The following is a 12,697-nucleotide window of genomic DNA, read 5'->3' as shown; positions in this document are numbered from 1 at the left end:
TCTTTCTCCTTAAATATATAAAAACCTGTCTAATCGGTTACAATGCAATTTTCTGTTATTTAAAAAGAGTGCTGCCTCATAACTGTGATCAGTTATATCGCAACACTCTCCTCTGATTCTTAATTATTGAGCAACTGGATAGATAGAAACCTGTTTCTTATCTCTTCCTTTTCTCTCAAATTTAACTACACCATCAACAAGTGCGAATAATGTATCATCACCACCGCGTCCAACGTTAACACCTGGGTGAATCTTTGTTCCGCGCTGTCTGTAAAGGATGTTACCAGCTTTTACAAACTGTCCGTCAGCTCTCTTGGCGCCAAGTCTTTTAGACTCAGAATCTCTACCGTTCTTTGTAGAACCAACACCTTTCTTATGAGCGAAAAACTGAAGGTTTAATTTCATCATGGTTGTTACACCTCCTCGAATGTTAGATCAATATATTGTGCATAGTCTTCATCATGTGACATCTCTGTCAATCCGAGAACCATCGACTTAAGAAGAAGTTCCGCATCCGCAGACACTTTTCCGTCAATCCGGTAGGAAATGTATCCTTCCGTCTGTTCTGCCTCAAGTATTGCACGATCACCTGTAAACTGATCAATCGCATTTATTGTATTAATCGTGAGAACCGACGCTGCTGCACAGACAATGTCCTGTCCCTCCGGTGCATATCCTGCATGACCTGATGTCTGAAAACCGATGTATTCTTTTGCTGAATTCACATATACTGTTACATGAAACATGGATATTCTCCAATATTAAGCATTGATTTTTTCAATCTTTACTGCTGTGTACTGCTGTCTGTGACCATTTTTCTTGTGGTATCCTGTTTTTCTCTTGTACTTGTAAACGATTACTTTTTTAGCTTTTCCGTTTTCAACTACAGAAGCTTCAACAGTTGCACCTTCAACTGTAGGATTACCGATCTTTAATCCGTTGTCACTTACTGCAAGCACCTGGTCAAATGTAAAAGTCTCTCCGGCTTCTACACCAAGCTTTTCTACTTTAATGATATCGCCTTCGGCTACTTTGTACTGTTTACCACCTGTTGCTATAATTGCGTACATATGGCACCTCCTATTATCATTACTCGCCAATTACGGTGTCTGTCACATGAATTATGGCAGAACTTCAACCTCATTGTGCGGCATACTATTGTATATTAGCACATGTTTCCCTGAAAATCAAGCAGTTTACAAGCATTTTTATAAAAAATCTTATTTTTTTCTTCCTGTGTAAGTTTAGAATCATTTAACAGATGTACAAATGCCCCCTGATCCCGCCACGGAACATCGGTTCCGAAAAGGATCTTATCAGCACCGTGATTACGCACGATCCGAAGAAACTGATCTTCTTTTATCACATCAAGTACCACGGCAGTGTCCAAATATACATCTTTTCCGACCAGGTATTTTTCTACATCATCCCACATCTCATTGCCGCCGAGATGGGCAAGGACAAGGTTCACAGGGTGAACCTCATCTATAACTTCTGCAGCCATCTCCGGTGTACAGTGAACGTCATCCGGGCATTTCGGGTCAAGTCCCGCATGGACGACAATGATAAGTCCAAGCTCTGTGGCATAATCTACCAGTCTTTTATAACGGATATCATTAAAATACATGTCCTGATAATCCGGATGTAATTTGATCCCTTTAAGTCCCAGTTCTTTTATATGCCGGAGTTCTTCTCGGTAATGTTCTGTCGCCGGATGGATGCCTCCGAAAGAGATGACATTTCCTTCCTGATGTGCAGCGGCAAATGTATTGACCGAATCAAACTGAGAAGGCTTTGTCATAGCCGGAAGTGCAATACTTAAGTCTACACCACCCTTTTTCGCAGACTCTGAAAGTCCCGTGTATGTTCCATCTGTCTGCGGTGGTATCTGACAGACCTCTGCCAGAAATGTAATCGTTTTGTCAGCGATCTTATCTGGAAACATATGTGTATGAAAATCAATTACCATTTTTTTCATACTCCTGTACCTTGTCGTAACAATATTTGATAATATCACGTCTTGTGATCATTCCGATAAAATGTTCCTGATCATCCACAACCGGCACAAAGTTCTGCTCCATTGCACGTCCGATCAGGTCTTCCATCTTAGATTCGGCATTGACACACTGGTAATCATTCCTTCTGTCAATTTTCATGATACTGATATTCTCAGCATCTTTAAGATTCAATAGTTTTAATTTTTTGACAGCCCACAAAAGATCACCTTCTGTGATACTGCCGACATATTTTCCCTCTTTATTCAAAATCGGGACACATGTATATCTGTAGTGTTCCATAATTTCCAAAGCCTGTCTGAGTGTATGATAATCATAAATAAATGCAAGTTCACTCTTTGGCTTCAGGAAAAATAAAATATTCATCTTTTGAACAGCCTCCTAAATTTGTGTAGTTACAAAAATATCATAAATTGCTTTGATCGCACCTTCAAAATCATGGTTGCTGACACCAATGATAATATTCAGCTCACTGGAACCCTGGTCGATCATACGGACGTTAATATTTGCATGTGCAAGCGCAGAGAAAATACGTCCGGAAGTACCTCTGGTTGCTCTCATTCCACGTCCTACAACTGCGATCAGTGCAAGGTCAGATTCCAGTTCCAGATAATCCGGTTCCACTTCTCTGTGAATGCCTGCGATCACTTTCTGCTCTTTTTCTTCAAATTCTTCCTGGTGAACAAAAATTGTCATCGTATCAATTCCGGATGGCATATGTTCGATAGAAACATGGTTCTCTTCAAAAACTTCCAACACTTTACGGCAGAACCCAACCTGAGAGTTCATCATCGCTTTCTCCACAGTTACAGAAGCGAAATCCTTCTTACCTGCAATACCGGTAATAACAAAACGTGGTTTCTGACATGTTGCTTCCACAATCAGAGTTCCTTTATCCTCCGGTGCATTCGTATTGCGGATATTGATCGGGATACCTTCCTTGCGCACCGGGAAAATGGCATCTTCGTGAAGAACCGTAGCGCCCATATAGGACAGCTCACGAAGTTCGCGGTATGTGATCACATCGATCGGTTTCGGATTCGGAATGATTCTTGGATCCGTAATCAGGAATCCGGATACATCTGTCCAGTTTTCATACATCTCTGCATGAACCGCTTTTGCAACGATAGATCCGGTAATATCCGATCCACCACGGGAAAATGTTTTCACACTTCCATCCGGTTCAGAACCGTAAAATCCCGGAATTACCGCACGTTCTATATCTGCAAGTTTTGCAGTCAACACCTCATCGGTCTTTTCTGCATCAAAATTACCTTCTTCATCAAAGAAAACAACTTCGGCTGCGTCAATGAATGTATATCCGAGATATTCAGCCATAATCTTACCATTCAGAAATTCACCGCGGGATGCCGCATAATCTCTTCCAATCTTGGCAAGAAAATTCTTACGGATGATCTTGAAATCTTCCTCCAGCGAAATTTTAAGTCCAAGTCCGTCAATAATTGACTGATAACGTGCTTTGATCGCAGTCAGAAGATTCTCAAAATTCTCCATGTGTTCTTCTTTTTCTTCGTCGTCATATGCAAGGATTGCCTGTCCATAACAACTGTACAGCATATCCGTTACTTTTGTATCGTCAGAGGTACGTTTTCCCGGCGCAGACGGAATCACATAACGTCTGCTGGAATCTTTTCTGATGATCGCACCGACTTTTTCAAACTGTTCGGCGCTTGCCAGTGAACTTCCTCCGAATTTAACAACTTTAATTAACATTTTTGTATTCCTCCAGGTTGCCTTTTCTTTTGCTGCTACTATATTACCTTATTTTCCCATCATCTGCAATGGAATATCTGTATGAAACAGGATGCCCTGTATGCCGAATTTCTCGGCAGCTTCCACATTCGCGACACGGTCATCAAAAAATACTGTATGTTTTGGATCTATGTTATATCGGTCTAATAATATCTGATAAATCTTTGAATCCGGTTTCATACATTTTTCTTGCCATGAAAACACACCGCCGTAAAAACTCTTTAAAAACGCAAGCTTTTCTTCTGACTGACGGAACATTTCATCCGAATAATTAGACAGATAATAAAGCTTCATTCCTTTTTCGCGAAAATATGCAAACCATTCTTCAATAAAAGGAAATGGTACGATAGATGCTCCGAATCCAGCAAAGGTTGTCCGTATCTCTTTCTCATACGCCGGATCATTTTCTATAAAAAGTTCCAGCCATTCTTCGGTTGTTACCAGACCGGAATCTCCTGCATCCCAGTCTTTATTACAAAACATAGCATCCGCCACATGCTTGGTCGTCTCTTCTGAAAATCCTAATGATTCCAGATATTCTTTCCACGCAAAATAAATTAATACATTTCCAATATCAAAAATAACTGTATTGGTATTCTCCCTTAATTCAGGTATCATTTTTTCTTCCTTCTCTTCTTGATTGTACTTTGTTTCCAAAAACTGTATACGGAAATATTTCCCATATATCCGCAGATTTTTAATGATCGCGGATAACGTCTGCAAACTGTGCTTTTGCTGCCTTCTTAAGATCCGCCGGAGCAAGTTTTAACTGCATTCCTAATTTACCGCCACTGACATGCATCTGCGTAAGTTCTTCCGCATCTTTTTGTATGACTGTCGGAAACTGTTTTTTCATTCCAATTGCCGTACAGCCGCCACGCACATATCCGGTTACTTTTGTCAGATTTTTTAAATGCAGCATCTCCAGCGATTTCTCACCGACCGCTTTTGCTGCCTTCTTAAAATCAATCTCTGCTTCGATTGGAATGACAAACACATAATGTTCACCGCTCTTGCCGGTCGTCACAAGCGTCTTGTATACAAGCGCATGGTCATATCCAAGTTTATCTGCAGTTTCAATACCATCCGTGAAGTCTTCACATTCATAAGTTTCATATTCATAAGGAATCTTCATGCGGTCCAGCATACGCATGGCATTTGTCTTTAATTCCTTCTTGCTCATAAGAAGTTCACTCCTTTATATCATTCATGTTTATATCTGTATAAGCACACATATTTAAGTGGTTACAATGTCTTTTCCCAGGTCTTCCAACGAAATGAAATCGTTTTTTGTTGTTCCACCTGCTGATTCCGGATTCTTCGCATATACTTCCAGGCGGTGGAAATGAAGCGGTACTTCCTCCGGATTTTCACCGATGAAGCGCAGGAACGCTTCCATTACGAGATCCGGTTTCAAATTCTGCTCACTACCTGTTGCAAGGAACAGAAAAATGCCGTCATCCTCTGCATGCATATCGTAAATCATCGGTTTGATATCGACTTCTTTCTCACTTCGTTTTGTTTTCTTCCATACGATGATCTGCGGTTCTTTCATAAATGCACACACACTGTCTTTCCATTTTGCCGAAAGTACTCTTATATCTTCCGCATGTTGAAAAGTCTGTGGCTGAGTCACTTTGTAATCTGCCGCAGCTACGATCGTCATACCGCTCGCTTTTTTATCCGAAGAGATCTCACGGAAACCGGTAACTTCAATTCCCTCGACCATCACAGCATTTAACTGTGCAACTGCCTGCTCTGAGGCGATTGCTTCTGTCAACTCAATATCAAAATATTCTCCGTCACTTGTCACACCGACACCAAGTGGCTGCGCAAACGACATGATCATATGTGGGCTGTATCCACTCGTAAATGCAATCGGGATCTCTGCCCTGCGGATCGCTTTCTGAAAGAAACGCATCACATCCAGGTGTCCAATAAAACGCATTACTCCATATTTACGGAATTTAATTCTTGCTTTCAATACAGACACCTCCTTTCCATTTTGCCACACCACAACCGGAACATTTCATCCGGCAATTCGGTGTAACTTCTGCGTTCATTGCATGATTCCATTCCCGTTTCAGAAAATCTTTCGTCACGCCAATGTCTATGAAATCCCACGGGAACACTTCATCAAGTGAACGCTCTCTGTGATTATAAAATGCAATATCCAGTCCTGTATTTTCAAACGCTTGCATCCATTTATTATTATCAAACTGATCGCTCCAGGAATCATACAGACATCCCAGACGATAAGCTTCTTCGATAACTGCGGAAGTCTTACGGTCTCCTCTGGCAAAAACACCTTCCAATACCGTTACTTCTGCATCATGCCAGTTATATTTCAGACTCTTCCGGTTCAACTGATCGTTAAATGCGTGTTTTACAATCGCAGCTCTGGAGATGTATTCTTCATTCGTATACATTCTCGCCCACTGGAACGGAGTAAACGGTTTCGGTATAAAGAACGATGTACTTGTCGTAATCTGGCATTTTCCGTTCCGCTGATCCTTCGGGATCTCGTAATAACGTCTTGCAATTTTATCTGCCAGCTCTGGAATAGCACGCATATCATCTTCGGTCTCTGTCGGTAATCCCAGCATGAAATAAAGTTTTACCTTATTCCAGCCTCCTTCAAAAGCCTGTCCTGCGCCATCTAAAATAATCTCCTCTGTCAGTCCTTTGTTGATGACATCACGCATACGCTGGGACCCAGCCTCCGGCGCAAATGTCAGGCTGCTCTTGCGGATATCCTGCACCTGTCCCATCACATCCAGCGAAAATGCATCTATTCGAAGCGATGGCAGACTGATATTAATTCCCTTGGACTTAAACTCATCAATCAGAAATGTGACCAGCTCTTTTAAATGACTATAATCACTGGAACTTAAAGAACTTAGAGAGATTTCTTCGTGTCCTGTATTTTTCAGCATCTTATATGCATAATCTTTTAAAACTTCTACGTCTTTTTCTCTTGTCGGGCGATATAGCATTCCTGCCTGGCAGAAGCGGCAGCCACGGATACAACCGCGCTGGATCTCCAGTACAACACGATCCTGTGTTGCTTTAATAAAAGGTACTACCGGTTTTTCCGGATATGGCGCACTGGACATATCCATTACAACCTGCTTCTTAATATTCTCTTTTGCATGAACATTGTTCGGTGTAAAAGAGAGGATGGTACCATCTTCCTTATATTCTACATCATAAAAAGACGGAATGTATATTCCTTCTACTTCTGCAGCCATCTCAAGGAAATCCCATCTGGAGCCTCCTGCTGCTTTATTCTTCTTGTAAAGATCCAGTAATTCATCATAAACGGTTTCGCCTTCACCCATATAAAACAGGTCAAAGAAATCTGCCAGTGGCTCCGGATTGTACGTGCATGGACCACCACCGATCACGATCGGATCTTCTTCTGTTCTGTCTTTTGTTTTTATCGGGATCCCGGACAGATCCAGAATCTGTAAAATGTTCGTATAACACATCTCATACTGGATCGTAATGCCTAAGAAATCAAAATTTTTGATCGGATCCTGCGATTCCAGCGCAAACAACGGAATCTTCTTCTCGCGCATAACCGCATCCAGATCTGTCCACGGTGAATAAACTCTCTCACACCAGACATCCTCTCTGCGGTTAAACATATCATAGAGAATCTGGATTCCAAGATGTGACATTCCAATCTCGTACACATCCGGGAAACACATGGCAAACCGGATATCGACTTTCGTCTTATCTTTCATGACCGAATTCACTTCGTTTCCGATATAGCGCGCCGGCTTCTCGATCTTCATCAATATATCATCAGTTAATGCTAATTTTCTCATGGTTACTCCTTGGTTTTTAAATGTTCTCTTTGCATACACTCGTTTAATTGTACCACAAATTGAACACATTGGTAAATAGGAAGTATTTTTTCCCAAATCACTTCATAACCTGTCACCGGCAGCTTTCACTGGTTATTATGGTAACCTAAAAAGGGCTCCCTCAAAAGGGAGCCTTCGAATTGCATGTTTTTAAATTTTTTTATTATCCAATTGTCCGTTTAACAAGATTCTGGAAATTAACTCTGGCAATCTTATCCATCTCTTCTTTGGTCATTCCCATCTTCTCGAAACAGCTAAAGAGATTCGGAATCTCTGAAGCATCCTTCATACCGTGTGCTGCCGGGCTGGAATCTTCTGTCATAGTTCCCATCGCCTCATCATTGATAAACTCAAAGAAATCAAATCCACAGCCAACATGATCGATGCCCATTACATTGATCATATGATCTGCATGTCTTGCAAGATTCTCAACGGTCTGTTCCGGTCCTCTCGGATCAATGAAGTCTTTGAAAGAATTAAGTCCGACAACACCGTCTACATCACGGATGGCACGAAGCTGATCATCTGTCAGGTTACGCGGCACATCACAGAGCGCACGGCAGTTTGAATGAGAAGCAATGATTGGCTTCGTAGCAAGCTTCATGCAGTCCCAGAAACCAGCTTCATTCAGATGTGACATATCAAGGATCATGCCCTTATCCTGTACTTTTCTGGCAGCTTTCTTACCTGTTTCCGTAAGTCCGTAGGATTCGCCGGAGTTTGCGCCTGCGCCAAGTGCATTTGCTTCATTCCACGTAAGGATTGCATGCCTGCAGCCAAAATCATAATATTCATCGATCTTAGAAATATCTTCCCCGATTGCTGCGAGTCCTTCAATTCCATGAAATACATAAATCTTGCCATCAGCTTTCGCCTGCATCATCTCTGCGTAGTTATGTACAATACGGATTTCATCACATTCCTCAGCCTCCGCTTTTGCACATTGCATAATCTCTTTTGTTCTCTTTACATAATCTACATCATACGGCGGATCTACCCAGATTACAAAAATGCTTCCTTCTACGCCGCCTTTTCTAAGCCTTTCCAGATGACGTCTGCGTAATACATCGGTTTCGCCCTTTAATCTACGTGCGGTTACATCACACCAAATATCCGAATGTGCGTCAAAATACATAATCTACCATCCTTTCTTACATTGTCTAATCCATTCTGCTTTCAGTTCCGACATTTATAAAATCCCATTTTTATAATCGGCGCGTCCCCTTTTACGGGAACGCGCCGTTTACCAGTCGCTTTCAATATATTATGTAATTCTTATGCTCCTAAGAGAACTCCAATCATAGTTCCAAGGTAGTTACCGATTACATATCCGAGAGTACCTACTAACATTGCAGGTCCAACCAGACGGCTCCATCCCTGTGAAATAGCCATACCGGCAGCTGTTGTCGGTCCACCGATATTTGCATTGGAGGCAATAATCGCATCTTCCAAATCGCATTTGAAGATCTTTGCTCCGATGAAACAGAATAACATGTTTACACAAACCATGATAGCTGTAAGTACAAGAAGCAGAGGTGACTTTGTAACTACTGTGATAATGTTTGCTGGAACACCGATTACAAACAGGAATAAGTAGATTAAAAAAGTACCAATCTCCTGTGATCCATGCAGATTCTCTTCTACCTGTTTATGGAAGAATGTTGCAACGATTACTGAGAATGTTGTGATCCATACATACTGGCTTCCGAAGAATTTACCGATGAAATCCATAAATCCAGTTGCATTCTCACCAACAGCTCCGCTGATCGTTCCAGCGATAAACTGTGAAACCCATACGATTGTTACAGAATATGCAACATTGTAAGCGATATCCTTCAAAGAGATATCTTTACGGCTCCAAAATGCTGCAGCCTGTGTCTGAGCAGCGTCTTTTGAAATTCCCGCTTCTACTTCGTCAATATGTGGATGTGCGAAGTGTGAACGGAAGAATTTCATACCTGCAAATGCAATCAATACGAAGAAATATGCAGCCATCAAAAGGTTATCTGCAACTGTTGCTGCCGCTGTTAAATCTTCACCTGCCGCATACTGTGATGCCATTGCTGCAAAGTTTACACCACCACCGATATAAGAACCGGTCATCATACTTGCTACTTTTGCGAGTCCGCTTGCATCACCGAATGGTCCACGCAGTGCAAAGAATGCAATAATTGCACCACATACTGTACCAACTGCACCGATCAGGAATACGATCAACATCTTACCGGTATCTCTCCATACACGGGAAAGGTTACACTGAAGAAGCAATAACGGAATACCCATTGGTACGATCATACCCCAGACAATATCGTCATACAGTACACTGTGAATAGGAATGATACTTAAGTTTGCAAGTACCATTGCAATGATCAGTGCCAGGATCGCACCGGAAACTTTCGATGCCCAATTGTACTTTTGCTCTAAGTAGATAGAAAAAGCAACACCAAGACACATGATTGCGAGTAATGCCCATGTATCTTCTGCTGCGATGAGCGATTCCCGCCCGACTAGATTTTGAAATACTGAACTTAACATAGAATACCCTCCTTCGTTCTCATTGTTTCACGACTGTTATAGATGAACCTTATATATTCATCTGATTTATCCCTATTATACATACATTTTTCAACAATAACAATAGTTTATTGAAATTTTGGTCAATATGCTGAAAAATATTTTCAATTCACTGTAGCATTGTGAAAGCTGTTTGATATTATCTTATTTGTATAAAAATTAGATAGTTTTTTCATCTTTTCCACAATTCATACACTTTAAGTTGATCTATTTTAATTTGATTGTACATAAAAAAAACACCTTTTTGTATATTTTGCAAAAAGGTGTTTTAAATCGTATATGCAAATGAATAAAATCTGTACCTTAGTCTTTGGTAAAATCCCCAAAAATTCTTCACTATTTGACATAACAAAATATGACATTTAGTATGCCTGCCAGTAGCATGACTATAATCGGGTTCCATTTTTTCCAGCATAATAATATCAGACAAATCAGAAAAATTACGAAAAGCGGTATATTTATACCAGTGACAGACAGTACACTGCCTGCTTCCAAGAAAGCATTTTTTAAAATACTGACTCCTGCGGAGGCAATTAGTGCGACTACTGCCGGGCGCAGGGATTTCAAAACTCCCTGCAACAAATCTAATTTCCGGTATTTTAAGTATAGTTTCGCAATAGCTGTCACAATAATACAGGACGGAAGGATATTCCCAAGTGTTGCTGCAAGCGCTCCCGGCACTCCTGCTACTTTAATTCCGACAAATGTTGCCGAATTGATGGCGATCGGTCCGGGTGTCATCTGTGATAATGTAATAAGATCTGTAAATTCTTTAACATCCAGCCATCTGTGCGCATCGACGATTTGGCTCTGAATAAGCGGAAGCGCTGCATAACCACCGCCAAAGCTGAATAATCCAACCTGAAGGAAACTAAGGAAAAGCTGGATATAAATCATTTCCGCACCTTCCTTTCAAGCATAGTCCGTATGACACCAAGGATTCCGCATCCGAGAATAATCCAGACGATATTAATTTCCCCGCTGCATGCAAGAAGAAATGAAAGAATCAGAACAAGCACGGATATCACATCTTTCTCCTTTATAACCGAACATCCCATTCCAAAAGTAACAGAAGCAATTACAGCTCCCACACCCGCCTGCATACCTTCCAGCATCCGTGCAACCAGAAGGTTGGAGCGGAATGCCTGATAGCAGACAGATAATATCGATATAATGACAAAAGGAGGGATAACTGTTCCGAAAATAGCAACGAATGCGCCTAGAATTCCTGCCAGTTTATATCCGACAACAATCGCGCCGTTGACAGCAATTGCCCCCGGCGCTGACTGGGCGATTGCCACAAGATCCAGCATCTCCTCCTCATCGATCCAGTGTCTGGCATCGACAAAATCTTTTTTCATTAATGACACAATGACATATCCACCTCCAAAGGTGAATGTGCTTAAATATAAAGTTGATAAAAATAAAGTCCGAAGTATTTTACTATTCTTTTTTTTCATTGTATTATCCTACTCTTCGTCTGTAGACTCTATTTCACCATCAAATCCGGCATCTCGAATCATCTGCATTGTGGCATCAATCCCCTGACCGTCTGCGGTCAGATATCCGGATGCGAAAATCGAATCAACAACTTTGAAAAGCGTCGGCTCTATTCCTTTAAAATATACTTCTCTTCCGGCCGCACAACGGATATCAGAAGTCGGGATCATAAGTCTTGCAAGGCATAAAACTTTCATGCAGTATTCTGGTGTAAGTCCGGAAATATCCCTGTCTGCAAGTCGTGTCCCCGGAATCGGAAGCAGGAAATTGATTGGTACAGATTCCGGATGAATTTCACGAAGATCCAGAAGCATGTCCACAACATCTTCTTTTCTCTCTCCCATTCCGATAATACCACCGCTGCAGATCTCAAAGCCGATATCCTGAAGCATATGTATATTTGCCACACGCTGCTCGTAAGTGTGCGTCGTACAAATCTCCGGGTAAAATCTCCGGCTGCTGTTCAGATTATGATTGATCCTGTCCAGTCCGGCATCTTTTAAAAGTCTCGCCTGCTTCTCCGTCAGAAATCCAATAGAACAGCAGATCTGCGTTCCTTTCTTCTTCATTTCCCGGATACGTTCTGCAAGATCTTCAATCTCTGCATCTGAAAACTGAATTCCGCTCAGACCGATACAGTGTCTTGCCAGATGCTTGTCATCTACCAGATCGTTATCCCCGTAAAGTTTTTCATCCGAAACACGACGATATTTTTCAATGGCCGCATGCGACTCGCAGGACTGTGCACAATATGCACAGTTCTGCGAACAGTTTCCGCTGCGGACATTAGTCAGAAGCTGTACGCTTACTTTCTTGCCTTTATACTTTGTACGGAGCGCATAGGCACATGCGATCAGATCATCCATGTCTTCCTTTGGAAGATTTAAAATTTTAATTGCTTCCTCTCTCGTAAGTCTCTTTGTCTCATCCCAGTGTTTCAACCATTCTTTCATAGAAACATCT

15 protein-coding genes are annotated in these 12,697 nt (G+C 41.5%); all 15 read right to left on the bottom strand.

Annotated elements, in window-relative coordinates; all coding sequences use genetic code 11:
* Window positions 1-123: 123 nt before the first annotated feature.
* Window positions 124-408 (bottom strand): 50S ribosomal protein L27, encoded by a 285-nt coding sequence (gene rpmA / locus DW125_RS03900; RefSeq protein ID WP_021860972.1) that lies wholly within the window; start codon window positions 406-408, stop codon window positions 124-126.
* 5 nt (window positions 409-413) lie between these two features.
* On the bottom strand, window positions 414-746 hold the full coding sequence (locus tag DW125_RS03895; protein ID WP_021860971.1) for a ribosomal-processing cysteine protease Prp: 333 nt from the start codon (window positions 744-746) through the stop codon (window positions 414-416).
* Between the two features lie 15 nt (window positions 747-761).
* Window positions 762-1,070 carry a 50S ribosomal protein L21 gene (rplU, locus tag DW125_RS03890; protein ID WP_021860970.1) on the bottom strand — a complete coding sequence of 103 codons (309 nt, stop codon included), beginning with the start codon at window positions 1,068-1,070 and terminating at the stop codon, window positions 762-764.
* A 95-nt stretch (window positions 1,071-1,165) separates the two neighbouring features.
* Window positions 1,166-1,969 carry an amidohydrolase family protein gene (locus DW125_RS03885; protein ID WP_021860969.1) on the bottom strand — a complete coding sequence of 268 codons (804 nt, stop codon included), beginning with the start codon at window positions 1,967-1,969 and terminating at the stop codon, window positions 1,166-1,168.
* Window positions 1,959-2,381 (bottom strand): CBS domain-containing protein, encoded by a 423-nt coding sequence (locus DW125_RS03880; RefSeq protein WP_021860968.1) that lies wholly within the window; start codon window positions 2,379-2,381, stop codon window positions 1,959-1,961. Before DW125_RS03880 ends, DW125_RS03885 begins: the two co-directional genes overlap by 11 nt.
* A 15-nt stretch (window positions 2,382-2,396) precedes the next feature.
* Complete coding sequence (locus tag DW125_RS03875) at window positions 2,397-3,749, bottom strand: aspartate kinase (protein WP_021860967.1); 1,353 nt, start codon at window positions 3,747-3,749, stop codon at window positions 2,397-2,399.
* Window positions 3,750-3,797: 48 nt separating this feature from the next.
* Window positions 3,798-4,406, bottom strand: coding sequence for an HAD-IA family hydrolase (locus DW125_RS03870; RefSeq protein ID WP_021860966.1), 609 nt, complete (start codon window positions 4,404-4,406; stop codon window positions 3,798-3,800).
* A 79-nt stretch (window positions 4,407-4,485) separates the two neighbouring features.
* Window positions 4,486-4,971 carry a Cys-tRNA(Pro) deacylase gene (ybaK, locus tag DW125_RS03865; protein ID WP_021860965.1) on the bottom strand — a complete coding sequence of 162 codons (486 nt, stop codon included), beginning with the start codon at window positions 4,969-4,971 and terminating at the stop codon, window positions 4,486-4,488.
* 54 nt (window positions 4,972-5,025) lie between these two features.
* A complete protein-coding gene (locus DW125_RS03860; RefSeq protein WP_021860964.1) occupies window positions 5,026-5,772 on the bottom strand; it encodes a TIGR03936 family radical SAM-associated protein in 747 nt (248 codons plus the stop codon).
* Window positions 5,756-7,621, bottom strand: a complete 1,866-nt coding sequence (locus DW125_RS03855) for a TIGR03960 family B12-binding radical SAM protein (protein ID WP_021860963.1) — start codon at window positions 7,619-7,621, stop codon at window positions 5,756-5,758. The genes DW125_RS03860 and DW125_RS03855 overlap by 17 nt, the downstream gene beginning before the upstream one ends.
* 202 nt (window positions 7,622-7,823) lie before the next feature.
* The gene (locus tag DW125_RS03850) at window positions 7,824-8,795 is read right to left on the bottom strand and encodes a dipeptidase (protein WP_021860962.1); all 972 of its coding nucleotides are present in this window, start codon (window positions 8,793-8,795) and stop codon (window positions 7,824-7,826) included.
* 140 nt (window positions 8,796-8,935) lie between these two features.
* Complete coding sequence (locus DW125_RS03845; protein ID WP_021860961.1) at window positions 8,936-10,195, bottom strand: DUF819 family protein; 1,260 nt, start codon at window positions 10,193-10,195, stop codon at window positions 8,936-8,938.
* A 375-nt stretch (window positions 10,196-10,570) separates the two neighbouring features.
* Window positions 10,571-11,131, bottom strand: a complete 561-nt coding sequence (locus DW125_RS03840) for a chromate transporter (RefSeq protein ID WP_021860960.1) — start codon at window positions 11,129-11,131, stop codon at window positions 10,571-10,573.
* A complete protein-coding gene (locus DW125_RS03835; RefSeq protein WP_021860959.1) occupies window positions 11,128-11,694 on the bottom strand; it encodes a chromate transporter in 567 nt (188 codons plus the stop codon). The genes DW125_RS03840 and DW125_RS03835 overlap by 4 nt, the downstream gene beginning before the upstream one ends.
* 9 nt (window positions 11,695-11,703) lie before the next feature.
* Window positions 11,704-12,687 carry a biotin synthase BioB gene (gene bioB, locus DW125_RS03830; RefSeq protein ID WP_021860958.1) on the bottom strand — a complete coding sequence of 328 codons (984 nt, stop codon included), beginning with the start codon at window positions 12,685-12,687 and terminating at the stop codon, window positions 11,704-11,706.
* Between the last annotated feature and the right edge of the window lie 10 nt (window positions 12,688-12,697).

The organism is Dorea sp. AM10-31, from assembly GCF_003435815.1.
GTDB classification, from domain to species: Bacteria; Bacillota; Clostridia; order Lachnospirales; family Lachnospiraceae; genus Dorea_D; species Dorea_D hominis.
Note: the sequence above shows the minus strand (reverse complement) of the source record. Positions and strands in the feature narration are given on the sequence as shown.

Excerpts from the sequence above, each read along its gene's own strand:
- rpmA (WP_021860972.1), bottom strand. The coding sequence starts at position 408 with ATGATGAAATTAAACCTTCAGTTTTTCGCTCATAAGAAAGGTGTTGGT.
- DW125_RS03895 (WP_021860971.1), bottom strand. The coding sequence starts at position 746 with ATGTTTCATGTAACAGTATATGTGAATTCAGCAAAAGAATACATCGGT.
- rplU (WP_021860970.1), bottom strand. The coding sequence starts at position 1,070 with ATGTACGCAATTATAGCAACAGGTGGTAAACAGTACAAAGTAGCCGAA.
- DW125_RS03885 (WP_021860969.1), bottom strand. The coding sequence starts at position 1,969 with ATGGTAATTGATTTTCATACACATATGTTTCCAGATAAGATCGCTGAC.
- DW125_RS03880 (WP_021860968.1), bottom strand. The coding sequence starts at position 2,381 with ATGAATATTTTATTTTTCCTGAAGCCAAAGAGTGAACTTGCATTTATT.
- DW125_RS03875 (WP_021860967.1), bottom strand. The coding sequence starts at position 3,749 with ATGTTAATTAAAGTTGTTAAATTCGGAGGAAGTTCACTGGCAAGCGCC.
- DW125_RS03870 (WP_021860966.1), bottom strand. The coding sequence starts at position 4,406 with ATGATACCTGAATTAAGGGAGAATACCAATACAGTTATTTTTGATATT.
- ybaK (WP_021860965.1), bottom strand. The coding sequence starts at position 4,971 with ATGAGCAAGAAGGAATTAAAGACAAATGCCATGCGTATGCTGGACCGC.
- DW125_RS03855 (WP_021860963.1), bottom strand. The coding sequence starts at position 7,621 with ATGAGAAAATTAGCATTAACTGATGATATATTGATGAAGATCGAGAAG.
- DW125_RS03850 (WP_021860962.1), bottom strand. The coding sequence starts at position 8,795 with ATGTATTTTGACGCACATTCGGATATTTGGTGTGATGTAACCGCACGT.
- DW125_RS03845 (WP_021860961.1), bottom strand. The coding sequence starts at position 10,195 with ATGTTAAGTTCAGTATTTCAAAATCTAGTCGGGCGGGAATCGCTCATC.
- DW125_RS03840 (WP_021860960.1), bottom strand. The coding sequence starts at position 11,131 with ATGATTTATATCCAGCTTTTCCTTAGTTTCCTTCAGGTTGGATTATTC.
- DW125_RS03835 (WP_021860959.1), bottom strand. The coding sequence starts at position 11,694 with ATGAAAAAAAAGAATAGTAAAATACTTCGGACTTTATTTTTATCAACT.
- bioB (WP_021860958.1), bottom strand. The coding sequence starts at position 12,687 with ATGAAAGAATGGTTGAAACACTGGGATGAGACAAAGAGACTTACGAGA.